The organism is Streptomyces sp. NPDC048288, assembly GCF_043201555.1.
In the GTDB taxonomy this organism is placed as follows: Bacteria; Actinomycetota; Actinomycetes; order Streptomycetales; family Streptomycetaceae; genus Streptomyces.
The window spans coordinates 255849-278449 of record NZ_JBICZD010000002.1 but is presented as its reverse complement, the minus strand read 5'-3'; the positions used below and the strand labels follow the sequence as shown (position 1 = coordinate 278449).

The 22601-nt window shown below is 69.6% G+C and carries 26 protein-coding genes; 15 read left to right on the top strand and 11 right to left on the bottom strand.

Annotation, left to right across the window (positions count from 1 at the left end; genetic code table 11):
* Positions 1-123 precede the first annotated feature (123 nt).
* The 7 genes from ACGFZS_RS07615 (at position 124) to ACGFZS_RS07585 (ending at position 8283) form a co-directional block, all read left to right on the top strand.
* The gene (locus ACGFZS_RS07615) at positions 124-1407 is read left to right on the top strand and encodes an adenylosuccinate synthase (protein WP_393794313.1); all 1284 of its coding nucleotides are present in this window, start codon (positions 124-126) and stop codon (positions 1405-1407) included.
* 159 nt (positions 1408-1566) lie between these two features.
* Positions 1567-2169 carry a helix-turn-helix domain-containing protein gene (locus ACGFZS_RS07610; protein ID WP_365679568.1) on the top strand — a complete coding sequence of 201 codons (603 nt, stop codon included), beginning with the start codon at positions 1567-1569 and terminating at the stop codon, positions 2167-2169.
* 50 nt (positions 2170-2219) lie between these two features.
* Positions 2220-2402, top strand: coding sequence for a hypothetical protein (locus ACGFZS_RS07605; RefSeq protein WP_393794312.1), 183 nt, complete (start codon positions 2220-2222; stop codon positions 2400-2402).
* A gap of 1 nt (position 2403) precedes the next feature.
* Entirely contained in the window at positions 2404-3402 is a 999-nt protein-coding gene (locus ACGFZS_RS07600) for a peptidoglycan-binding protein (protein ID WP_393794311.1), read from the top strand.
* Between the two features lie 163 nt (positions 3403-3565).
* The gene (locus ACGFZS_RS07595; RefSeq protein WP_393794310.1) at positions 3566-5368 is read left to right on the top strand and encodes a bifunctional metallophosphatase/5'-nucleotidase; all 1803 of its coding nucleotides are present in this window, start codon (positions 3566-3568) and stop codon (positions 5366-5368) included.
* A 411-nt stretch (positions 5369-5779) separates the two neighbouring features.
* A complete protein-coding gene (locus ACGFZS_RS07590; protein WP_393794309.1) occupies positions 5780-6901 on the top strand; it encodes a DUF3500 domain-containing protein in 1122 nt (373 codons plus the stop codon).
* Positions 6898-8283, top strand: coding sequence for a HupE/UreJ family protein (locus ACGFZS_RS07585; protein WP_393794308.1), 1386 nt, complete (start codon positions 6898-6900; stop codon positions 8281-8283). The genes ACGFZS_RS07590 and ACGFZS_RS07585 overlap by 4 nt, the downstream gene beginning before the upstream one ends.
* On the opposite strand, the gene ACGFZS_RS07580 is transcribed toward ACGFZS_RS07585, so the two are convergent.
* The gene (locus ACGFZS_RS07580; protein ID WP_393794307.1) at positions 8243-9127 is read right to left on the bottom strand and encodes a LysR family transcriptional regulator; all 885 of its coding nucleotides are present in this window, start codon (positions 9125-9127) and stop codon (positions 8243-8245) included. The genes ACGFZS_RS07585 and ACGFZS_RS07580 overlap by 41 nt on opposite strands.
* Before the next feature lie 104 nt (positions 9128-9231).
* Between ACGFZS_RS07580 and ACGFZS_RS07575 the strand changes: the two genes are divergently transcribed.
* Complete coding sequence (locus tag ACGFZS_RS07575) at positions 9232-9957, top strand: SDR family oxidoreductase (RefSeq protein WP_393794306.1); 726 nt, start codon at positions 9232-9234, stop codon at positions 9955-9957.
* A 1-nt stretch (position 9958) separates the two neighbouring features.
* Here ACGFZS_RS07575 and ACGFZS_RS07570 read toward each other — a convergent pair whose 3' ends face one another.
* The 3 genes from ACGFZS_RS07570 to ACGFZS_RS07560 form a co-directional block, all read right to left on the bottom strand.
* Positions 9959-10462 (bottom strand): DUF3291 domain-containing protein, encoded by a 504-nt coding sequence (locus tag ACGFZS_RS07570; RefSeq protein WP_393794305.1) that lies wholly within the window; start codon positions 10460-10462, stop codon positions 9959-9961.
* A gap of 31 nt (positions 10463-10493) precedes the next feature.
* Entirely contained in the window at positions 10494-11105 is a 612-nt protein-coding gene (locus ACGFZS_RS07565) for a helix-turn-helix transcriptional regulator (protein WP_393794864.1), read from the bottom strand.
* Positions 11106-11244: 139 nt separating this feature from the next.
* A complete protein-coding gene (locus ACGFZS_RS07560; RefSeq protein ID WP_393794304.1) occupies positions 11245-11451 on the bottom strand; it encodes a hypothetical protein in 207 nt (68 codons plus the stop codon).
* Positions 11452-11659: 208 nt separating this feature from the next.
* Between ACGFZS_RS07560 and ACGFZS_RS07555 the strand changes: the two genes are divergently transcribed.
* Positions 11660-12052, top strand: a complete 393-nt coding sequence (locus tag ACGFZS_RS07555; protein WP_393794303.1) for a hypothetical protein — start codon at positions 11660-11662, stop codon at positions 12050-12052.
* A gap of 82 nt (positions 12053-12134) precedes the next feature.
* Here the strand turns inward: ACGFZS_RS07555 and ACGFZS_RS07550 are convergent, their stop codons facing one another.
* Positions 12135-12341 carry a DUF397 domain-containing protein gene (locus ACGFZS_RS07550; RefSeq protein ID WP_393794302.1) on the bottom strand — a complete coding sequence of 69 codons (207 nt, stop codon included), beginning with the start codon at positions 12339-12341 and terminating at the stop codon, positions 12135-12137.
* Positions 12338-13189: a helix-turn-helix transcriptional regulator gene (locus ACGFZS_RS07545; protein WP_393794301.1), complete on the bottom strand. Its 852-nt coding sequence runs from the start codon at positions 13187-13189 to the stop codon at positions 12338-12340. Before ACGFZS_RS07545 ends, ACGFZS_RS07550 begins: the two co-directional genes overlap by 4 nt.
* A 115-nt stretch (positions 13190-13304) precedes the next feature.
* On the opposite strand from ACGFZS_RS07545, the gene ACGFZS_RS07540 reads away from it, so the two are divergent.
* The 4 genes from ACGFZS_RS07540 to ACGFZS_RS07525 all read left to right on the top strand — a co-directional run bounded on the left by ACGFZS_RS07540 (position 13305) and on the right by ACGFZS_RS07525 (position 14947).
* On the top strand, positions 13305-13712 hold the full coding sequence (locus ACGFZS_RS07540; RefSeq protein ID WP_393794300.1) for a hypothetical protein: 408 nt from the start codon (positions 13305-13307) through the stop codon (positions 13710-13712).
* A 138-nt stretch (positions 13713-13850) separates the two neighbouring features.
* Positions 13851-14198, top strand: a complete 348-nt coding sequence (locus tag ACGFZS_RS07535; RefSeq protein ID WP_393794299.1) for a hypothetical protein — start codon at positions 13851-13853, stop codon at positions 14196-14198.
* Positions 14199-14273: 75 nt separating this feature from the next.
* A complete protein-coding gene (locus tag ACGFZS_RS07530) occupies positions 14274-14537 on the top strand; it encodes a hypothetical protein (protein ID WP_359206281.1) in 264 nt (87 codons plus the stop codon).
* Between the two features lie 5 nt (positions 14538-14542).
* Positions 14543-14947: a hypothetical protein gene (locus ACGFZS_RS07525; RefSeq protein ID WP_359206279.1), complete on the top strand. Its 405-nt coding sequence runs from the start codon at positions 14543-14545 to the stop codon at positions 14945-14947.
* 17 nt (positions 14948-14964) lie between these two features.
* On the opposite strand, the gene ACGFZS_RS07520 is transcribed toward ACGFZS_RS07525, so the two are convergent.
* From ACGFZS_RS07520 to ACGFZS_RS07505, 4 genes are all read right to left on the bottom strand, one after another.
* A complete protein-coding gene (locus ACGFZS_RS07520; RefSeq protein WP_351956489.1) occupies positions 14965-15615 on the bottom strand; it encodes a hypothetical protein in 651 nt (216 codons plus the stop codon).
* Between the two features lie 80 nt (positions 15616-15695).
* Entirely contained in the window at positions 15696-18185 is a 2490-nt protein-coding gene (locus ACGFZS_RS07515) for a dolichyl-phosphate beta-glucosyltransferase (protein ID WP_393794298.1), read from the bottom strand.
* Positions 18182-18883, bottom strand: a complete 702-nt coding sequence (locus ACGFZS_RS07510; protein ID WP_355712667.1) for a GntR family transcriptional regulator — start codon at positions 18881-18883, stop codon at positions 18182-18184. Before ACGFZS_RS07510 ends, ACGFZS_RS07515 begins: the two co-directional genes overlap by 4 nt.
* A gap of 166 nt (positions 18884-19049) precedes the next feature.
* Positions 19050-20405 carry an aspartate aminotransferase family protein gene (locus ACGFZS_RS07505; protein ID WP_393794297.1) on the bottom strand — a complete coding sequence of 452 codons (1356 nt, stop codon included), beginning with the start codon at positions 20403-20405 and terminating at the stop codon, positions 19050-19052.
* A 187-nt stretch (positions 20406-20592) separates the two neighbouring features.
* Between ACGFZS_RS07505 and ACGFZS_RS07500 the strand changes: the two genes are divergently transcribed.
* A complete protein-coding gene (locus ACGFZS_RS07500) occupies positions 20593-21567 on the top strand; it encodes a helix-turn-helix domain-containing protein (protein WP_393794296.1) in 975 nt (324 codons plus the stop codon).
* Here the strand turns inward: ACGFZS_RS07500 and ACGFZS_RS07495 are convergent.
* On the bottom strand, positions 21564-21767 hold the full coding sequence (locus ACGFZS_RS07495; RefSeq protein ID WP_393794295.1) for a DUF397 domain-containing protein: 204 nt from the start codon (positions 21765-21767) through the stop codon (positions 21564-21566). The genes ACGFZS_RS07500 and ACGFZS_RS07495 overlap by 4 nt on opposite strands.
* 675 nt (positions 21768-22442) lie before the next feature.
* Here ACGFZS_RS07495 and ACGFZS_RS07490 point away from each other — a divergent pair.
* Positions 22443-22565, top strand: a complete 123-nt coding sequence (locus tag ACGFZS_RS07490; RefSeq protein ID WP_359206269.1) for a hypothetical protein — start codon at positions 22443-22445, stop codon at positions 22563-22565.
* The last annotated feature ends 36 nt before the right edge of the window (positions 22566-22601 follow it).

Below are 22601 nucleotides of genomic sequence, written 5' to 3'. Positions count from 1 at the left end.
TATTCCGGGGCATCCGGGTCCGACGGTTGTGCGGCCAACGACGGCCGCGGTGGTACGCGGCGACGAACCTTACGCGTACGCCCCTGACCTTGGACATGCCCCGCCCGGAAGGGGTGTACGCGCGTGCCCGCACTTGTGCTGCTCGGTGCTCAGTGGGGTGACGAAGGCAAGGGAAAGGCGACGGACCTGCTAGGCGGATCCGTCGACTACGTAGTGCGCTACCAGGGCGGCAACAACGCCGGCCACACGGTCGTCGTAGGCGACCAGAAGTACGCGCTGCACCTGCTCCCTTCCGGAATCCTCTCGCCCACGTGTGTCCCGGTCATCGGCAACGGAGTCGTCGTCGACCCGTCGGTCCTGCTCTCCGAGCTGAGCGGTCTGAACGAGCGTGGCGTCGACACGTCCAAGCTCCTCATCAGCGGTAACGCGCACATCATCACGCCGTACAACGTCACCGTCGACAAGGTGACGGAACGCTTCCTCGGAAAGCGGAAGATCGGCACGACCGGGCGCGGTATCGGTCCCACCTACTCGGACAAGATCAACCGCGTCGGCATCCGGGTCCAGGACCTCTACGACGAGTCGATCCTGACCCAGAAGGTCGAGGCGGCCCTCGACGTCAAGAACCAGATGCTGACCAAGCTCTACAACCGGCGCGCGATCGCCGTCGAGCAGGTCGTCGAGGAGCTGCTGGGCTACGCGGAGAAGCTCGCTCCGTTCGTCGCCGACACGGTCCTCGTCCTCAACCAGGCCCTGGAGGAGGACAAGGTCGTGCTCTTCGAGGGCGGCCAGGGCACGCTGCTCGACATCGACCACGGCACGTACCCCTTCGTCACCTCCTCCAACCCGACGGCCGGCGGCGCCTGCACCGGCTCCGGTGTCGGCCCGACGAAGATCAGCCGGGTCATCGGCATCCTCAAGGCGTACACGACCCGGGTCGGCGCCGGACCGTTCCCGACCGAACTCTTCGACGCGGACGGCGAGGCGCTGCGCCGTATCGGCGGCGAGCGGGGCGTCACCACCGGCCGGGACCGCCGCTGCGGCTGGTTCGACGCGGTCATCGCCCGCTACGCGACCCGCGTGAACGGCCTGACCGACTTCTTCCTCACCAAGCTCGACGTCCTCACCGGCTGGGAGCAGATCCCGGTCTGCGTGGCGTACGAGATCGACGGCAAGCGGGTCGAGGAACTCCCGTACTCCCAGACCGACTTCCACCACGCGAAGCCGATCTACGAGAGCCTGCCGGGCTGGTCCGAGGACATCACCAAGGCCAAGTCCTTCGCGGACCTGCCGAAGAACGCCCAGGACTACGTCAAGGCGCTGGAGGACATGTCCGGCGCCCCGATCTCCGCGATCGGCGTGGGCCCGGGCCGCGACGAGACGATCGAGATCAACTCGTTCCTGTAGGCCCGACGGGGCCTCGCGGGCGCGTTTCCCGGACGTTTATGGGCCTCTGCTTCACTGGGGCCCATGCCGACTCAGCCATCCAGGGGGACGCCTGCGGGTGTGGATGCGAAAGCGCCGGCCGGTCCACCGTGCGGACCGGCCGGCGTCCCCTCCTTACGGGTGTCCGTCACCCACTGCCCGGACACGGGGGCGCCGTCCCACCTCACGCTGGTGCTCGACACGCATCTGGCGGCGGCCGAGTTCGCGGGCCGCGAGGCGCTCACCGAGGCGGTGGTGGCGGAGCTCCTCGCCGGCCTGGCGCGTGACCTCGCCCTGCGCGCGCACGCCGCGGAGCACGGCTGCCGGGCCGCGACGGTCCTGCTGGGCCGTATCGAGGCGTACATCCTGCACCACCTCTGCGACCGGGACCTGACACCGGACCGGATCGCCGCCGCGCACCACATCTCCACCCGCTATCTGCACCGGCTCTTCCAGCGCCAGGAACTCACCGTCGCCGCCTGGATCAAGGCCCAGAGGCTGGCCCGCTGCCGGCACGACCTCGCCGATCCGGGCCTGTGCCGCCTTCCCGTCCACGCCATCGCGGCCCGCTGGGGCTTCGCGCAGTCGGCGGACTTCAGCCGGGCGTTCCGGGCCGCGTACGGCACCACGCCGACGGGCTTCCGCAGCAGCGCGGCCGGTGCGGCCGGTGCGCTCAGCGCCAACGAACAGTGCGCGTACGGCCAACGACAGCCCTCTTCCGCCCCCACACACTCAACGGCATGAGGAGCCGCGGCGACCACAGCCGCACCTCTCGTCACTCATGGGGGAGAGACATGGCCGAACAGGAAACGACCCGGGCGGCGGCCGCGGCGGCCGCACCCGCCGCCAAGGCGGTCGAACCGCGGTGCGGGGCCGGCGTCTTCGACGTCGACCCGGACCAGAGCAAGGTGAGCCAGGACCCGAAGCTCGTCGTCAAGGGCGACATCGCCGCCCTCCCCGAGAACGGGGAGGTGTGACATGGGATCCGTCGAGGGCATGCTCGCGCAGATGCGCAAGCTGATCGGGACCGCCGAGTACCCGCCCGGCTCGAACAACAACTTCATCACCGACTGGTACGGCTTCGACGGCGCCTGGTGCGACATGACCGTCAGCTACGCCGCCGCCCACTCGGACAACCTGAACGCGGTCTGCGGCAAGCACGCGTGGACGGTCGAGCACGCGAAGGCCTTCCGCTCGACGGGCCGTTGGCACTACGGCGTCGGCGGGATGCGCGCGGGCGACGTCGTGTTCTTCGACTGGCAGGGCACGCGGTCCATCGACGGGATCGACCACGTCGGCGTGGTCGAGGCGGTCCACTCCAGCGGCCGGATCACCACCATCGAGGGCAACACCAGCGACCGGTGCATGCGCCGGGAGCGCAACTCCTCCGAGATCGTGGGCTACGGCCGTCCCGCCTACGGCAACGCCGCGCCGCTGCCGACCACCGACGGCATCCTGCGCCGGGGCTCCAAGGGCACCGCCGTCAAGACCCTGCAGGGCAACCTCAACACGGTCATGGGCTCGAAGCTGGTCGTCGACGGCGACTTCGGCACGGCCACCGAGACGGCGGTGAAGGCCTTCCAGAAGAAGTACGGCCTGGGTGTCGACGGCGAGTACGGTCCCGCGTCGGCGGCGATGATGAAGGCCGCGCTCAAGGGCGGCACGAAGCCGACCCAGCCCGTCCCGCGGCCCCCGGCGGCCGGAAAGCTCACGGTGGACGGCCAGTTCGGCCCCGCGACCTGCGCGGCCATGCAGCGCGCCCTCAACGGCCACGGCGCGAAGCTCACCGTGGACGGCTCCTTCGGGCCGCTGACCAAGAAGGCCCTGCAGGGCTATCTGAAGGTGACCGTGGACGGCTCCGTCGGCCCGAACACGATCAAGGCCCTGCAGAAGAAGGTGGGCGCGAGCGCCGACGGCCAGTGGGGCGCCGACACCACCCGGCACCTCCAAACGGCCCTCAACGCGGGCAAGTTCTGACCGAGCGGGAATCCATGGGGCGGGCACCAGGGCATGCGCTTCCTTGACCGTCCCATGGACTGTTCCTGGTTCTCCGCAGGGAGAAGCGAGGCAACGATCTACGCGGGTAGCCCGCCGCCATCGCCCGCCTCATCCGTCCTCCTCGCCCCTCCAGGAGCCCCGAATGCCCGCCCATCCGCTGAACCGCCGTGAGTTCGTGCAGAAGTCGGCCGTGACCGGCGCCGCGGTAGCCGTCGCCGGCACGCTCGGCACCGGCACCGCCGAGGCCGCCGCCAAGAAGCCCGACTGCAAGCCCCGTACCTGGTCGTTCTCCATCCTGGGCACCACCGACCTGCACAGCCACGTCTTCAACTGGGACTACTACACCAACGCGGCGCCCGTGGACTCCAAGGGCAACACGTACGGCGTCGCCCGGATCGCCACCCTGGTCAAGAAGCTGCGCCAGGAGAAGGGCGAGGACCGGGTCCTGCTCGTCGACGCCGGCGACATCATCCAGGGCACGTCCCTCGCGGCCTACTACGCGAACGTCGACCCCATCACCAAGGGCGTCAAGCACCCCATGGCGATCGCCATGAACGAGATGCGCTACGACGCCGCCGCCCTCGGCAACCACGAGTTCAACTACGGCGTGGAGCTGCTGCGCACCTTCGAGAAGCAGTGCCACTTCCCGCTGCTCGGCGCCAACGCCCTGGACGCGAAGACCCTGAAGCCCGCGTTCCCGCCCTACACCGTCAAGAAGATCCGGGTCCCCGGCGCCCCGGACATCAAGGTCGGCATCCTCGGCCTCACCAACCCGGGCATCGCCCTGTGGGACAAGGACAACGTCTCCGGCAAGCTGGTCTTCCCGGGCCTGGTCGAGCAGGCGAAGAAGTACGTGCCCCGGCTGCGCGCCCTCGGCTGTGACGTCGTCTTCCTCACCGACCACTCCGGCCTGGACGGCTCGACGTCGTGGGGCGACGAACTCCCCTATGTCGAGAACGCCTCCAACCTGGTAGCCGAGCAGGTCCCCGGCATCGACGCGATCCTCGTCGGCCACACCCACGTCGACGTCCCCACCTACACCGTGAAGAACGCGGAGACCGGCGAGGACGTCCTGCTCTCCGAGCCGTACTGCTACGGCTACCGCCTCTCCGTCTTCGACTTCGAGCTGGAACTGGAGCACGGCTGCTGGAAGATCACCAGCAAGACCGCCACCACCCTGAACAGCAACACGGTCGCCGAGGACGAGCGGATCACCCAACTCCTCACCGCCGACCACGACGCGGTGGTCAAGTACGTCAACACCGCGATCGGCACCAGCACCGCGGCGATGTCGACGGCGGAGGCCTGCTGGAAGGACGTCCCCGCCATCGACTTCATCCAGCAGGTCCAGATGGACGCGGTGAAGGCGGGCCTGTCGGCGGCCGACGCCGCGCTCCCGCTCATCTCGGTCGCCGCGTGCTTCAGCCGCACCGCCACCATCCCGGCCGGTGACGTGACGATCCGCGACGTCGCGGGCCTCTACGTCTACGAGAACACCCTCTACGGCAAGAAGCTCACCGGCGCCCAGCTCAAGGACTACCTGGAGTACGCGGCCAAGTACTACCACCAGGTCCCGGCCGGCACGGCGGTGGACACCGCCACCCTCACCAACGCCAACAGCTTCTGGGACTACATGTACGACATGGCGGCCGGCGTCGACTACGAGATCGACATCGCGGCGGCCGAGGGCTCGCGCATCAAGAACCTGAGCTACGACGGCACCGCGGTCGCCGACGACCAGGTCTTCGTCGTCGCCGTCAACAACTACCGCGCCAACGGCGGCAGCGGCTACCCGCACATCGCCGCGGCCGAGACCGCCTACAGCTCCACCAACCAGGTCCGCGACCTGATGATCGCCTACGCCACGGCGAAGGGCACGATCGACCCGGCGGCCTTCGCGGCCGTCAACTGGAAGCTGACCCAGAACGGTACGCCGGTGTTCTGACGGTCGCTTGCTGCCGTTTCGTGGCGGTCCCACCTCGTGTGGGGCCGCCATTTTTTATTTGCGCGATAAGTGGAACCTATCAATTCACCCAGTGAATTCAGCGCGATCTGTGAAACCTGAAAACTGTGAATCCTGAAGAATTTCAGACGTAATCCCAAACGGCAATTTTATTGATACTGTCCCGGGCGTCGCAGCAGGCCAACGGGTGCCTCCCGCATGGCAGATGCGTCATTTCCATGCCTTGCCTCCACCATGCCGTAATAAGGAGTGCTCGTGAGCAGAGACAGAACTCGCCAGGTACGTAACCGGCGTACTTGGCGGGGTGTGGCCGGGGCTGCCACCGCTATTGTGCTGGTCGGCGGCGGATTCGCCGTCGCCAATGCGTCGACCGACTCGGCGCAGAAAACGGCCGTGGGCGTCCAGCGTCCGGTCCACAAGGACGCCAAGGGTGTCGCGGCCGTGGTCAGCGCCGCCAACGCGTTCCTCAACACGCTGACCTCGGACCAGCAGGCGGAAACGCTGCTGGACTTCACCCAGGCGAACGCGACCGCGTGGTCGAACCTGCCGTGCGGCTCCTCCTGCCGCCCCGGCATCCAGACCGGCTCGCTCTCCGACGACCAGCTGGCCGCCCTCAAGAACGTGCTGAAGGTCGCCCTGGGCAGCGGCAAGGGCACCGGTTACGAGCACGTCCTGGAGACCCTCAAGGCCGACGACGTGCTCGCCTCCGCGCAGAGCACCAGCTCCTCGTCCGACGCCCCGACGGACGGCGCCTCCGACGCGTCCTCCGCCGACCCGTCCGCCACCGCCAGTTCGACGGCGACCGACGCCCCGACCGGCACCCCGCCCTCCGGCGGCACCGGCGGCGGCGCGGGCGGCGGCTACGGCAGCGGCATCTACTTCCTGGCGTTCCTGGGCACCCCGTCGGCGACCGGCACCTGGCAGCTGCACTTCGGCGGCCACCACCTCGCCGTCGACATCACGTACAAGGACGGCAAGGTCGCGGGCGCCAGCCCGTACTTCACCGGCGTCGAGCCGACCACCTGGACCGACGACGACGGCACCACCTACTCGCCGCTCGCGAAGTTCCGCGACGGCCTGCTGAAGCTCACCGGCAGCCTGAGCACCGAGCAGCTGGCCGAGGCCAAGCTCTCGGAGTCGTTCAGCGACGTACTGCTCGGCCCGGGCAAGGACGGCGACTTCCCGGAGACCAAGGAAGGCATCAAGGTCAGCGAGCTGTCGCCGAAGCAGAAGAAGCTGGTCCTGGAGGCCATCCACCCCTGGGTGGCCAACGTGGACGACGCCACCGCCAAGCAGCTCATGAAGACGTACGCGCGCGAGCTGGACCAGACCTACGTCTCCTACTCCGGCGGTACCGCGCTGGACACCCAGGGCGACTACGTCCGGATCGACGGCCCGAGCGTCTGGATCGAGTTCGTCTGCCAGAACGGCGTGGTCTACCGGGACCAGGTGCACTACCACACGGTCTACCGGGACCACACCCGCGACTACGGAAACGAGTTCTCCTTCTCATGACCGGACCGCGAAACTGGCTGACCACAGTGCTCGCACGCCTGGTGGCCGGGATCGCGATCGTGGTACCGGCGACGCTCCTGCTCGGGGCGTCGCCGGCCGCCGCGCATCCGATGCCGCACTCGGTGGTCCAGCTCGACGTGTACCGGTCGTCGGTCGCCGCCCGTCTGGAGCTGCCGGTCAGCGACTTCTCCCGGGCCAGCGGCATCGACCTCACCGGGACGACCAAGGCCCAACTGCCGTCCCGGGCCGCCGCCGTCCGTGCCTACCTGCTGAAGCACATCCACCCGACCACGACCGACGGCAAGGCCTGGCGGGTCGCCATCGGCTCGATGCGCCTGAGCGCCACCCAGCAGACCTCCACCGGCCCCTACCGCGAACTGACCGTCGCCGCGGTCCTCACCCCGCCCGCCGGCGCCGACGTACGCCACTTCACCTTCCGCTACGACGTGATCGTGCACCAGGTCGTCACCCACGTGACCCTCGTGACGGTCCGCCAGGACTGGGCCAACGGCCAGGTCGACGGCAAGGGCACCACCCAGGTCGGCACCATCGAGCTCGACGTCCGGCACATGAAGGTCCCGGCCCTCAAGGTCGACCTCGGACCCGGCAGTGCCTGGCGCGGCTTCGTCGCCATGGTCGGACTCGGCGGCAACCACATCCTCACCGGCACCGACCACCTGCTCTTCCTGCTGATCCTGCTCCTGCCGGCCCCCCTCGCCGCGACCGGCGGCCGCTGGACCGGCCTGGTCGGCCCCCGCAAGGCACTCGCCCGCATCGGGGGCATCACCCTCGCGTTCACCGCCGGCCACTCGGTTGCCCTGGCCGCCAGCTCCCTGGGCCGGCTCGACATCCCGTCCTGGCCGGTGGAGGCGTTCATCGCCGCGAGCATCCTGGTCGGCGCGATCCACGCGATCCGCCCCCTGTTCCCCGGGCGGGAAGCGGTCGTGGCGGGCGTCTTCGGCCTGGGCCACGGCATGGCGTTCTCCTTCGTGCTCGCCGAAATGCACCTCTCCACCGGCCAGTTGGTCACCAGCCTGCTCGGCTTCAACCTCGGCATCGAACTGGTCCAGCTGCTGCTGGTCTGCCTCGCCCTGCCCACGCTCCTGGTCCTGGCCCGCCTCCGCGTTCAGCCCGCCCTCCGCCTGACCGGCGCGGTGCTCACCGGCATCGCCGCCCTCGGCTGGCTGGTCGACCGCCTGGGCCTGCCCAACCCGGTCGCCCGCACGGCCGACAGCGCGGGCTCCCACACCACGGCCCTGCTCATCGTCCTGACGCTGGCCGCCCTCACCAGCACCGGGTGGACCCTGGCCGCCAACATCCGCAACGCACCGCGGGACGGACTCAGGCCGCCCCGATGGCGCGCGGCCCCGGACCGCTCGTGAGCCGCGTGGCGACCTGGACCAGTCCCGCGACCGCGCGGGAGCGGCTGTGCGGCGGCCACGCGATGACGGTGATGACCGGCGGCGCGTCCAGCACCGGCACGGCGGCGAGGTCCTCGCGCAGCTGGGACCGGACGGACTCCGGCACCACGCAGCAGGCGCGGCCCAGCGCGATCAGCTGGTACAGCTGGGCCTGGTCCCGGACCTCGGGACCGGGCCCGTCCGGATACGTACCGTCCCGGCGTGGCCAGCGGGCCAGGGGAAGGCCGGCCAGTCCGGCGGCCTCGGCCGTCCGCACCTGCTCGCGGGCGGTGAGCGGATGCCCGGCCGGCAGTACCAACACCTGCCGCTCCGCCACCAGTTCCTCGGTGTCGAAGCCGGCGGTGCTGTCGAACGGCAGATGCAGCAGCGCCACGTCGGCCCGGCCGTCGCGCAGCATGTGCTCCTGCTCGCCGATCCCGCACAGCAGCAGATCGACGGCGACCGAGCCGGGTTCGGCGGCGTAGGCGTTGAGCAGCTTCGCCAGCAGTTCGTTGGACGCGCCCGCCTTCGTGGCCAGCACCACGCCCGCCTGGCCGCTCGCCGCGAGCGCTGCCCGCCGGGTGCGCTGCTCGGCGGCGGCCACCGCGTCCAGCGCCGCCCGCGCCTCCCGCAGCAGCACCGAACCGGCCTCGGTCAGGACGACCGCCCGGCTGGTGCGTTCCAACAGCGTTGCCCCGAGCCGCCGCTCCAGCAGACTGATCGCCCGCGACAGCGGCGGCTGCGCCATCCCGAGCCGCTCGGCCGCCCGCCCGAAGTGCAACTCCTCGGCGACGGCCACGAAGTACCGCAGTTCCCGCGTCTCCACGCCCTCCATGCTACCGACCTGACCGGGATCGATACCCGTGCGGTATCGATCCCCACCCGATCGGTGTTGGCCCGTCCGGCCCGGCCCCGGACAGGATCGATGACATGAGCGAACAGAAGACCGCGCTGGTCACCGGCGCGAACAAGGGCATCGGATACGAGATCGCGGCCGGCCTCGGCGCGCTCGGCTGGCGCGTCGGCGTCGGGGCCCGGGACGCGGAGCGCCGCGAGGTCGCCGTGGCCAAGCTGCGGGCGGCCGGAGTCGATGCCTTCGGCGTCCCCCTCGACGTCACCGACGACGCGAGCGTGACGGCCGCGGCCCGGCTGGTCGAGGACCACGCGGGACGCCTCGACACCCTCGTCAACAACGCCGGGATCACCGGCAGCGCGGCACAGACGCCGACCACCGCCGACCTCGACACGGTACGGGCCGCCGTCGAGACCAACGTCATCGGCGTCATCCGCGTCACCAACGCGATGCTGCCGCTGCTGCGCCGCGCCGCGTCCCCCCGGATCGTCAACGTCTCCAGCAGCGTCGGCTCCCTCACCCGCCAGACCACGCCCGGCGCCGAGACGGGCCCGATCGCCGTCGCCTACTCGCCGTCCAAGACCTTCCTCAACGGCGTCACCGTCCAGTACGCCAGGGAACTCCAGGACACGAACATCCTCATCAACCTCGCCTGCCCCGGCTACTGCGCGACCGACCTCAACGGCTTCCGGGGCCACCGCACCCCCGAACAGGGCGCCGCGACCGCGATCCGCCTCGCCACTCTGCCCGACTCCGGCCCGACCGGCCGCTTCTTCGACGACGACGGGGAAGTGCCCTGGTGACTCACGCGCCGGCGTGACCGAGGAAGGCGGCCGAGGTGGCGGGGGATTCGGCGTCCTGCGGCGGGTGGATGTCGCGGAAGGTGAACGCGAGCGGTCCGGGGCCGTGCGCGCGCACCATCGCGACCCGCTCCAACGCCTCCGCCAGGCTCGGGACATGGCCGATCGGGATCCACCACAGGGCCTGGTGCAGCTCGGTCTTGCGCCGGAACCATTCGCGACGGCGGCTCAGTACGCGCAGATGGTCGGAGTGGTAGGTGAAGTTCCGCAGGGCCTCGACCGACTCCCAGACCGAGCAGTTGATCAGGAGCAGGTCGTCGTCCTCGTCGGGGCGGACGCCGGTCGCGTCCTCGCCCTCGTCGTCGACCATGCGCCACACGAACCCGGGGCTGCGGTCGGCGAGCGTGTTGATCTCGGGCTGCAGGGCGACGAAGTCGGCCGACTCGGGGGCGTCCAGCGGGGCGATCAGGCGCCCGACGTTGACCTGTGCGAGATGAAAGCCAGTCATGGGCCCAGCATGGCCCGGCCCATCTCTACAGTCAATGACTATTATTTTTAGAGAGTGCCACACAGCACCCACCGGGACACGGATCCATCGCCGACGACCACTGCCCGGACGCCAGGCCCTCGATCAGCGCCAGGTTCATCCCGCAGACCAGGGCGGGGAACTCCTCGGCGAGTGTGTGGAAGGGGCAGTTGCGCAGCCGCAGCGTCCCGCCCTCCCAGAAGGGCTGGTAACCGCGGTCCCGCAACACCTCGACCAGGTCGTCGGCGCCCGCGTCCGGATCCGCCGCCCCCGCGGCCCTCGCCGCGGCCTGCAGTTCCCGGTCCAGGCCGGCGCTCTCCACCACCTCGGCGAGCAGCCTGCCCGCCGCGTCGTAGGACCGGGGCGGGACGGACACGGTGTGCTCGCCCTCGGCCCGCCGGTACACCTTCGCGGGCCGCCCCGCACCCGGGCCGGTGCGCCCGGACAGCCGCCGGAAGGACACGGCCAGCAGCCCCGCCTCCACGAGCTTGTCCAGGTGGAAGGCGGCCAGCGACCGCGAAACCCCGACCGCCTCCGCCGCCGCGTCCCGCCCCACCTCGCCCGGATCGGCGGCGACATGCCGATAGAGCCGACGGCGCACGGGATCACCCAGCACGCCCAGCACCGCGAACGCGGAATCGGCGGAATCGGCAGCTTTGGTGGAATCTGCGGAGTCTGCGGAATCTTCAGAGGTCACGCGAAAATTCTATGGCCAATGGAAGTCCTCGAAACAGTTCGCCCAGGACACCGCACCCCGCACGGGGTCAGGAGCCGCCGTCGCCCAGGACGGTGGTGTCCTGGCCCGAACGCTTCCCGCCCTTCAGCAGCCCCGGGGCGACCGCACCGGCCAGCAGCGTCACCATCGCCACCCCCCGCACCCAGCGGGGGCCGCCGCGCGCGGCCCAGAAGACGCACACGCAGCCGCCGATGACGGCGAGGAGGAGAAGGACGAGGGCGGCGAGCACGGTCATGGCGTGGTTCCTGTCGGTCGGCGGATCGGCGCAGGCGTTGCTCGCCGTGTGACCTCCACGATGCCGTCCGGCCGTCGGCCGCCGCCTGAGCCCCCGTACTCATCTCCCCCGACTGGATACCCAGTTGCCGTCGGGGCGGAGTGCTGCTCACCTCGGTCGAGTAGCCGTACTCAGGCGGAGACACGCGGGCGGCGCCGATATTGGCGACATGAACGTACCGCCGCCGCCCCCGTACCCGCCGTCGTACTACCCCGGGTTCCCGCCGCCGCGCCCCTCGCCGGGCGGGTCCCGCAAGGTGGTCTTCGCCGTCGTGGCCGGGCTGCTGCTCGCGGTCGCGGCCGCGATCAACCTGCTGTGGTTCTTCGCCTCGATCTTCGCCAGTGACAGCTGTGGCACCTCGGCCGGAACGGCGCGGTTCTGCGACGACTCCGGTGTGTGGATGCTCGTGGCGATGTTCGGGCCGATGGTCACACTGGCCGCGGCGGTGGCCACGGTCGTACTCGGGGCGGAGCGGCTTCGGCGGCCGTGGACCGCCCTGGCCCTGGGCGTGCTCGTCTACGCGACCGGCCCGGCGCTCGCCCTGTTCACCGTCTTCGGTTAGCTGCGGCTCCGTTGTGGCTGGTCGCGCTCACGCGGCGGTAGCCGCATATCGGATACAGCCCCGCGCCCCTTGCGGGGCGCTCTCACCCGGCCGACTCCAGGAAGGCGGCCCAGGCGGTGGGGGAGAGGGTGAGGTGGGGGCCGTCGGGGCCGGTCTTGGAGTCGCGGATGTGGATGGCTTGGGGGCAGGGGGATATTTCGAGGCGGCGCCAGGTGTAGGCGGTTTCGACGCAGTCGCCGCCGCTGGGGTTGCTGTGGCTCGACTTGAACCAACGCAGGGTGCTCGTCATGTCCGCTCTTCTCCTGCCAACTTCCGGATGAGGCTCAGTGAGTCGTCCGGGCTCAGCGCCTGAGTCCGGATCTTTGCATACCGGTGGGCGAGGAGAGACACCTTGGCGGGATCGCTGACCAGGAGGCTTTCGTCCTGGACTTCGATATAGACGACGTCATGGTGCTCCTTGGTCTTCACCAGTTTCATGTCGCCGTAGGCTCCCGCATGTCCGGCCCTCAACCCACGTTCCAGTGAGACGACTTGGACGCTCACATTGTCCCTCTCCGCGTCCTCTGCAAGCGAGCGCAATTGGCCGTGCAGTACCTCCCAGCTCCCGAACGGCCGCCGCAGCACTGACTCCTCCAGGATCAACTCGATCATGGGAGTCGGGTCTGCCCGGTCGAACAGCGCCCGCCGTGCCAAGCGTGCCTCGACCAGTTCCTCCACCTTCTCCTCTGGAAGCTTCGGGAAGCCCCCGCCGATCAGTGCCCGTGCGTACTCCGGCGTCTGGAACAGCCCGTCGACCACGAACGTCTGGTACGACGACAGCGTCACCGCCTCCTGCTCCACCAGTGCGAAGTTCTTGAACTGGGCCGGGTACTTGTCCAGCAGTACGAACCTGCGGGCCTTCTCGAAGATGCCCAGCCCGCCGCCGATCGTCTCTTCCAGCTTCGCGAGCATCTTGTCGCTGGCGGGCTGCGCACCCGTCTCCATCGCGCTGATCGCGGACCCGGTGTAGCCGATCCGCTTCCCCAACTCCTCCTGGGTCAGCTCCTGTTGCTCGCGGAAGGCCTTCGCCAGGGCGGCCAGGAGCTGTGCCGTGCTGCCCGCTTCCACCTTGTTCTCAGCCCGCGCCATTGCGGTCACCCCCGAACTCAACCGAACTCAACCGGTCACAACCACCGGACCCCGAATTCCCAGAGTTTGCGGCTCTTGACTCCGAGTTATGGCGACCGTAGCCGCAGGTGCCGACACTGATTCCATGAACACGCGAAATGACCCTTTAAACCTCGGCTGGCTCCCGGCCGCCGGCGTTCAACTCCGCAAAGCGGGCGTTCAGTTCGATGCCGTTCGTGTAGACGACGGGACGTGGGGGCGGCGGCTCGCCGACCGGCTCGCGGAGATGACCGGGGGTGACCCGGGACCGGTGATCGAGGTCGCCAGTGGGCGGCGGTGCGTGTACTTCCTCGTGCCGGCCGGGAGCACGGACCACCTGCCCTGGCCTGCGGAGGTGACCAGGCTGACCGCCGTCCCGGCCCGGGTGTCGTACATCCCGGTCCCCGCACTGGACGACATGACCTGGCCGCTGTCGTGGCGCTACCGGCCGACCTGCCCGGACCGTTTCGTGCACACGCGACTGCTGCGGACCGCGCTTCACTCGCCGGAGTGAAATGCGTCAACAAAGGCCCAGGAAAAGAGGATTGCGGCTTGCGCTCGCCGCTTTGCGTGGCCCTAAAGTCACGATCAACAGATTGCCCCCGCGGTGCGCCAACACCCGGGGGCTCGACACCTGGAGAGAACAGCTCCGATGCGCGTTCATCGTACGGCGCCCCTGCGCGCCTTCGCAGCCCTCGCCAACTCCCTTTCCCGGGACCGACGTCTGTCCTGGGGTGCGGTAGGCGTACTGGCGTACCTCTTGTGCCTGCCGAACGGCTGCTGGGTCACGGAGCGGATCATCGCCGAGCGGCGCCGGGAAGGGTGCATGTCGGTCGTCGCGTCCCTGCGTGAGCTGGAGGAACGGCGGTATCTGCGGCGGGTGGTGCGGCGGGACCCCGTGACCCGGCAGTACTCGACGGTCTGCGAGGTATTCGAGGGGCCGTACGAATCCCCGGCGCTGACGGGTGAAATGCAAAATGTTCGCCTCGCGGCGGCCTAGTCCCAAGGGGAAAGGAACGAAATGACTGTCTTGCTCGAACGGTCCGACGCGGTATACCGGAGGTATACTTGTGTCATGGCTGACACCACCGTCAAGGTCGACCCCGCTGTCCGTGACCGCCTCATGGTGCTCGCCCGCGAACGCGGGATGACCATGCGGGACCTGATCGCCGAGCTCGCGGGGGCCACGCCCACGCGGGAGGAGCTGCGCAAGCGGTACGAGGAGACGAAGGCGTACTGCGAGACGCACTTCGGGGTGACCTTCACCGAGGAGGACCACGACCGGGTGGAGAAGGTCTGGCAGGACCTGGAGGCCGGTCGGGCGGTGGACAGCCTGTGAGCGCGATGAGGACCGGTTCCACCGGTGTCGTCTTCGACGAGTCCGCCCTGCTGGCGCTGGGCTCGGGGAACTCGCTGGCCTCCCAGTTCGTGTCGAACACGGAGCACGGGCCGACCCGGCATGTCTATGTCCCGGCACTCTGCCTGGCCGCCGCCGACGGCATGCGCAAGGGGCTCGCGGAGCACGTCGGCGCGCTTCCGGCCGTCGAGATCGTCGAGCTGGACTTCTCCGGCGCGTCCACGGTCGGCGCGCTGCTGCGGGACGGCGTGGAGTGGCGGCTCGGACACGCCGTCCATCTGTCGCGGCCCACGCTCGACTGGCCCGACGGCCGTCACGTGGTGACCGTCGACCCCGACCTCTACGCCGACATGCCACTGGTCCGCACCATCAGGCTGCCGCAGCAGAGGTGACCTGGGCGCCCCGCCCGTCAGCTGAAGACGATCATCGACCCCTGGGCCAGGCTCCGGGTCGCGGCCGCGTGGAGGCCCAGCCAGACGTGGCGTTCGCGGGCGAAGGGGCTCGGGTCGTAGGGGGCGGGGACGGCCGGTTCCTCAAGGTCGGTGGGGGCAGCGGGGGGCTGCGGCGGGGCCGGGGGGTTGGCCGGGTCGATGCCGATGGAGGGGGCGACGTACTCCAGCTCGCGCAGCAGGGCGTGGGAGGAGCCCAGGGGACCGCCGCTGGCGAGGAGTTCGTCGCTGGAGAGCGGGTTCGGGAAGTCGACGGGGACGTACGCGCCCGCGTGGTCGTAGTGCCAGACCAGGTGGGACTGCTGGGCCGTGGACTCGAACATCTCCAGGAGCTGCTCGTAGTCGCCGCCGAGGTCGTCCACGGGGGAGACGGGCAGGCCGCAGACCTGGAGCAGGTAGGCGCGGCGCAGGAAGTGGAGCGCGTCGTAGTCGAAGCCGGCCACGGGCGCGACCTCGCCGGACAGGCCCGGCATGTACTGGTACACCGGAACCGGCGGCAGCCCGGCCTCGGCGAGCACCTTGTTGTATTGCGCGAGTTCCTCGGCGAACGGATTGTCGGGGGTGTGGCACAACACGTCGACCAGCGGTACCAGCCAGAGGTCACAGGCCAAAGAGGGCTCCTCGTATCAGCGCGTTCACGGTCGGATCGGCCAGGTGGTCGGTCAGGGAAGAGTAATCGGTGCGGAGCCGGTCAGCTCCCCTCGTGCAGGTCCCATACCCAGACCCCGCCGGTCCACTTACCGGGTTTTCCGGTCAGTGCCTCGACGGCCTGCCGGAGTTTGTCGTCGTTGGGTTGCGGGGCGACCACCAGGACGCCCGCCTTCCAGTAGGCGAAGTCCTTCTTCGCCTGGGCCCGCCAGTTCTTGCCGATCACCGGGATCTTCCCGGAGTAGCGGACGTCCCGCAGCATGTCGGAGGTGAAGCGCGGGACGGCACCGTAGATCCCGGCGCGGTCCTTGCCGTAGGGGCCGTTGAAGTAGCCGCCGGGGAGCTTGAAGCCGAGACCGGCCGCGGTCTGCCAGTGCAGGGCCTCGGCGGCGCCGGGGTCGGGGAGCGGCAACGGGACGAGGGACTCGCCCCGGCCCACGTACGACTTCCACATTCCGCCGCTGATGAACTCCGGGACCGGCGCCCGGGGCACGGACTTCAGCGGGGCGGGCAGGATCGGCAGCAGCGCGAGCGCGACGCCGAGCAGACCGAAGTAGAGGGTGCCGATACGACGGGCGGCCAGCACCTTCTCCAGGGCGAGCGCGAGCAGCAGGCCCAGCGCGGGCGCGCAGATCATCGCCACCCGGCCCTCGATCACCGACTCGAAGAGCGGGAACTTGCGGACGGCCGCCCAGGGCCCCGGGTAGACCGTGTCCGTCAGCGGGACGCGGATCTCCGGGCCCATCGACAGCACCGCGGCGGCCACCGAGGTGAACGCCAGCGCCTTGACCAGCGGCCGCTGCCACAGTCGTACGACGATCGCGAACGCCAGCAGGACCAGCGGCCAGCCGTAGAAGGCGTTCTGCTCGGTGGGGTTGAGGGAGAGTTCGTTGGCGCGGCCCGCGTCCCCGAAGAGCATCGAGCGTTCGGAGAAGGCGAGCAGGGAGAGCGGGCTGTTTCCGGCGTTGTCGCCGTGCAGGACGCTGTGGTAGCTCTGCGGGCCGCTGAACTGCCAGTAGAGGGGGAAGGCGACGAGCGGGAGGCAGACCGCGCCGGCCAGCAGCAGGCCCTTGCCGAGCGGACGCCAGGCCTCCTTCGCCACCTGCGGCCGTACGGCCGCGTAGGCGGCGGCGAACAGCACCATGCCCAGCGCGGCCAGCAGGAACGGCTCCTCGCCGAGGAACACCTGGTACGCCGCCATCACCCCGAGCACGATCCCGTCCCGCCGGACCCGCTCGCCGGTGGCGAGGCGCAGGGCGCGGTCGATGATCAGCGGGATCATGAACAGGATCACGAAGTTGGGGTGCGCGTTGGCGTGGCTGACCATCGGCGGCGCGAAGGCCGCGAGGGCCGCGCCGACGAAGGCCGCGCCCCGGTGCCGTACCACCCGCCGCACGATCAGCCAGTACCAGGCGACGGCGGTCGCGGCGAGGCCGAGGGCCATGCAGACGCTCAGCGAGACCGCCGGTCCCGCGAGCAGCGTCAGCGGGGCGAAGGGGACGGAGACGCCCAGCATGACCGTGTTGGCCATCAGGTTGACGCCGTCGGGGAAGCCCTGGAGGTCGGAGAAGAGCGGGTTGCGGAAGTGCGCGAGGTTGTCCGCGGTCACCGCGAAGAACCACTCCCACTGGTTCTGGTCCTGGAGGGAGTCGACGAGATAGCGGTGGCCGGGGTCGAAGAAGCGGCCCGAGTAGAGGGCGACGGAGAGGGCCAGGAAGAGGACGGCGACCAGGAGGTCGGCCGGGCGCAGCCGGCGCAGCCGGAGCAGGGCCAGGTCGGCGAGGACCCTCGGGTAGGCCAGCGGGCCGACCTTCGAGCCGGGCTGGTGGCTCCAGCGGACCGGGACCTCGGCGATCGGCAGGCCGCTCCGGTGCAGGTGCTGGAGGACCTCGACGTCGATGCCCCAGCCGTCCAGCCGGGAGTCGGCGAAGGCCTCGCGGGCCCGCTCGCCGTCGAAGAGCTTGAAACCGCACTGGGTGTCCCGCAGTCCGGGCACGGCGGTCGCGCGTATCAGCAGGTTCCCGGCGCGGCCCAGCAGTTCGCGCAGCCGGTGCTGGTGGTGGGCTATCTCCGAGCCCGGCACGGCGCGCGAGCCGATCGCCGCCGCGTTGCCCTCGCTGAGCGCCTTGTCGAGCCGCTCCAGTTCCTCGATGGGCGCCGCGAGATCGGCGTCGGTGACCAGCACCCGGCTGCCGCCGGTCGCGGCGACCCCGAGCCGCAGGGCGTTGCCCTTGCCCCGGTTGCGGTCGGCGGTGACCAGCCGGACGCGCGGATGCCCTAAGGCGGCCACCTCGCGCGTCCCGTCGGTGGAGCCGTCGTCGGAGACGACGACCTCCCACGACCCGAACCGGCTCTCGTTGTCCGCGAGATAGCGGGTCACGGCGTCGAGCGTGGGCCCGAGCCGCTCCTCCTCGTTGTACGCCGGGATGACGACGGAGAGATCGACGGACTCCCCGCGCTCCCTGCCCTCCCCGCTGTTCTCCCCGTTCTCCCCGTTCTCGCTGTTCTCCGTGGACTCGGTGGGCGCGGTCATCCGTTCTTCTCCGCCAGTCGCTCGATCAGGGCGAGGGAGTGCGTGTTGTACGCGGCGACGATCCCCCGGGCGGCCTCGGCGTCCCGGCGGGACAGCGCGTCGACCAACTCGGTGTGCCGGGACCACAGATACCCGCGTAGATCGGGCAGCCGGCGCAGATGCCGCACCGCGCACACCCAGGACTGCACGCGCAGCCGGTGCAGGAAGTCGGCGAGGTAGGGGTTGCCGAACAGGGCCGACAGCTCACGCCAGAAGCGGAGGTCGTAGCCGATGAGGATGGTCAGGTCACCGGCGGTCGCGGCGCGCTGCGCCTCCTCGCCGCGCCGGCGGACCCCCGCCAGGGCGGCCGCGACGCGCGGCTCCTCGGGGTCCTTGAAGGCGGGGTGGAGGCCGTCGGCGAGGGCCTGGAACATGCCGTCGGTGACCAGGCTGCGGGCCTCGATCATGCCCCGGTAGTCGCTGAGCGTGTACTCCGGGACGCGGAAGCCGCGGTGCTGGTCGGCGTCGAGGATGCCCTGCGCCGACAGGTCGACCAGCGCCTCGCGGACCGGGGTCGCCGAGACCCCGTACTGCTCGGCGATCTCCTTGACCGTGAACTCCCGGCCCGGCTGCAGCCGCCCGGCGAGCACCTCGTCACGGAGCGCGTCCGCGATCTGCTGGCGCAGGGTACTGCGGGTCACAGCGCCGTTGCCGGGCATCGTCGGGTGCCTCTCCTCACGCGTACGGGTGACGTGCTCGCTTACATGTACATCTACGAGCACGCCACCTTACGCGTTCGGGTTCCGGGTGTACTCCTTCCGTACGTTCCGTACCCGTCAGGAGCCGGCCATGGGTCCGCTGTGCGGCCGCTGAGTACCCCCGGTGCTACACCGTGTACTCGTCGGCCACGCTCAGTGCCGCGTCCAGCGCCGCGAACCCTTCCTTGAGCTCCGCCTCACTCACATTGCACGGCGGCACGACATGCGTCCGGTTCATGTTCACGAACGGCCACAGACCGTGCTGCTTCGCGGCGGCGCCGAACGCGGCCATCGGCGCGTTGGCCTCGCCGGCCGCGTTGTACGGCACCAGCGGCTCCCGGGTCTCCCGGTTCCTCACCAGGTCGAGCGCCCAGAACATGCCGGTGCCGCGCACCTCGCCGACGCTGGGGTGCCGCTCGGCGAGCGCCGCGAGCGCGGGCCCGACGACGTCCGCGCCCAGCCGCCGGGCGTTCTCGACGACCCCTTCCTCCTCCATCACGTTGATCGTCGCGACGGCGGCGGCGCAGGCCAGCGGATGCCCGGAGTAGGTCAGCCCGCCCGGGTAGGGCCGCTTGCCGAAGGTCGCGGCGATCTCCTGGCTGATGGCGACCCCGCCGAGCGGCACATACCCGCTGTTCACGCCCTTGGCGAAGGTCATCAGGTCGGGTACGACCCCGAACAGGTCGGCCGCGAACCACTCGCCGGTCCGCCCGAACCCGGCCATGACCTCGTCGAGGACGAAGACGATCCCGTACTTGTCGCAGATCTCCCGCACGCCCGCCAGGTAGCCGGCCGGCGGCACCATGATCCCGGCGGTCCCCGGAATGCTCTCCAGCACGATCGCCGCGATCGTCCCCGGCCCCTCGAACGCGATCGTGGTCTCCAGGTGCTCCAGCGCCCGCGCCGCCTCCTGCTCCTCCGTCTCCGCGTAGAAACGGGAGCGGTAGAGGAAGGGCGCCCAGAAGTGCACCACACCGGCGGCGGCGCTGTCGGAGGCCCAGCGGCGGGGGTCACCGGTCAGGTTGATCGCCTGCTGCGTACCGCCGTGGTACGACCGGTACGCCGACAGCACCTTCGCCCGGCCCGTGTGCAGCCGCGCCATCCGCAGCGCGTGCTCGATCGCGTCCGCGCCCCCGTTGGTGAAGAAGATCTTGTCCAGATCCCCCGGTGTCCGCTCCGCGATCAGCCGCGCCGCCTCCGACCGCGCCGCCACCGCGAACGCGGGCGCGAACGTCGTCATCCGCCCCGCCTGCTCCTGGATCGCCGCGACCACCTTCGGATGCTGGTACCCGATGTTCGTGAACACGAGCCCACTGGTGAAGTCCAGGTACCGCCTGCCGTCGTAGTCCCAGAAATACGACCCTTCGGCACCGGCCACCGCCGGCGGGTCGATCAGGTCCTGTGCGGACCACGAATGAAACACATGCGCACGATCGTCCGCCTTGACGACGGCTCCGGCCTGGGGGAGGGGCTGAGGGGTCATGGCGGGGAGCGTAGAAGCGCCCGGCACCCGCGCGATATCGGCGACATGTTCCGTGGTCGGGGGGTGGACACGACAGTCTGTCGAACCGCTTGTCCGAGTGAGCCTTCTGCCCGATGCTCTGTTCCAGGTGGCCTTTGTGCACCAGGCCTGTTGCCGCATCGCCGCATGCGAAATCGCCGGATGCGCAGTGGCAGACCTTCCCGCGCGGGCCTTCATCGCGACGTACATGACGGGGGGTGCGCAGGTGCCGCTGACAGACCCCGCGCTCCAGCGACGGAAACTGCGGGACCAGTTGCGCAGACTGCGCGAATCGGCCGGTTACACCCAGCGTGAAGTGGCCGACGAGATGGAATGGTCGTTGTCCAAGCTGATCCGCATCGAGGCCGGCCGGAACGGTATATCCATCACTGACCTGCGGGCGCTCATCGGGCATTACCGGGTCACCGACCAGGCCGTGGTGGACCGGCTGATCGCGATGGCCCGGGCGGCCAGGGAGCGTCCTTGGTGGGACCGCTACCGGGACATCGCGGATCCGGCCTTCCTGCTCTCCCTGGGGTACGAGGGAGCGGCCTCCATCATCAGGACCTTCGAGCCCATCCTCGTCCCCGGGCTCTTGCAGACCGAGGAATACGCCCTTGAGGTGCTGCAGCTGACGAGCCCGCCGGAGCAGGTGGACATGCGCGCCGAGCTGCGCTTCGAACGCCAGGAGCGGCTGCTGCGCTCCGACGGGCCGCAGCTGCACTTCATCCTGGACGAGAACGTGATCAGCCGGGCGGTGGGCGGTCCGGAGGTGATGCGCCGCCAGGTGAGACGCCTCAAGGAACTGGCCGATCACCCGCAGATCTCCTTACGGGTGCTGCCCTTCGGGAACGGCCTCTACGGCTACTTCAGGACGTCGTACGTCCTCTTCGAGTTCGAGGATCCCGAAGAGGACATCGTGCTGTACATCGAGCGGGCGAACGGCGAGGCGATCGTCCGGGAGGGCGTGGACTGGGCCGACGACGACGCCCCCGGCCGCTTCCTGGAGACGTACTTCGACAATGAGCAACTGGCCAGCCTGGAGGGCACCCCGGCGATCCTGGACGCCTGTGTCGGGCGGCTCGGCGAGCCGGACGACTCGGCGGAATCCGCTCCTCCTGATTCCGCCGAGGGGAGCACCTAGAGCTGCGCGGCCCGGGGGGCCGAGTGCCCGGAATTCAGGAAAGAGTTCCAGCTGATTGCGGAGAAATTCAGAACACCGCACTCGGGGTCCTTCGAGTCACGTACCAGAACACCCCCCGAAAAAGCCACTTCCACGCAGTTTCCCTGCGCGCTCCTGCTGCTTTTGCGCCACTTCACTGGAGAGTCGACGGGTGTGATCATCAAGTGCTCCGAACGATGAAACGAGTTAATTTACAGGAAGAGGTGGGGGTGCTGCAAATCGCGGCCTCGCGCGAGGGGGCAGCCGGAGGGCAGCCGGGCAACCATACCGCCGTAAAGCGGCCGTGATGCACGTTGATTTCTTCAGGGTTCGCGCGCACCGATGTTTTCCCTGGTCGCGCGCACCTCTCCTGTCGCGGCAGAGATTTCACCCGGCTGGCGCGCCCGCTTGACGGGGCCGCCCTGGTCGGGGTGCTGATCATTCTGCGAGGCGGCCGTCTGCCACCTGGCACTCTGCGCCGAAGGAGTGATCCCGGCCGGAGGTCATTCCGCTGGTGGGCGCCTGGCGAAGGGCGCGAAGGCCGATGGAAAAGCGGCTATCTGACACTTGCCACATAGCTCCGAGGCTCAGATACTGATGGCAGAGATATTCGCCGCCCGTGTCGATGGGTGGCCGGTGCCGCAGCGGCTACTGGGGCACCCGGGAGCGAATCACCCCAATCATCCGGAATTGTCGGGGGCATTGGGGAGGTTCGCTCCCCCTTTTGCTTCGATCCGCTATTGACCACTCTGGCGTGGATCGCTCAGGGCGTGCAAAATTGCATTACAGGGTCGCAGGACCCTGCAAAAGGGTAGGGATGTTCACGGTCCCTTCATTTCCGAAAGGAGGTGAAAACTGTGTACAAGGAACTGGGCAAAGTCGTGGTCGAGGCCATGCAGAGCTGGGGCAAGACCGTGCGGCTGTGCCTGCTGATCGCGGTGGTAGCCGCTGCCGCGATCGCCGCCGCGTACGTCCGGTGAGCGAGCGCGATCCGTCCTCATGGGCGGCGAATATCT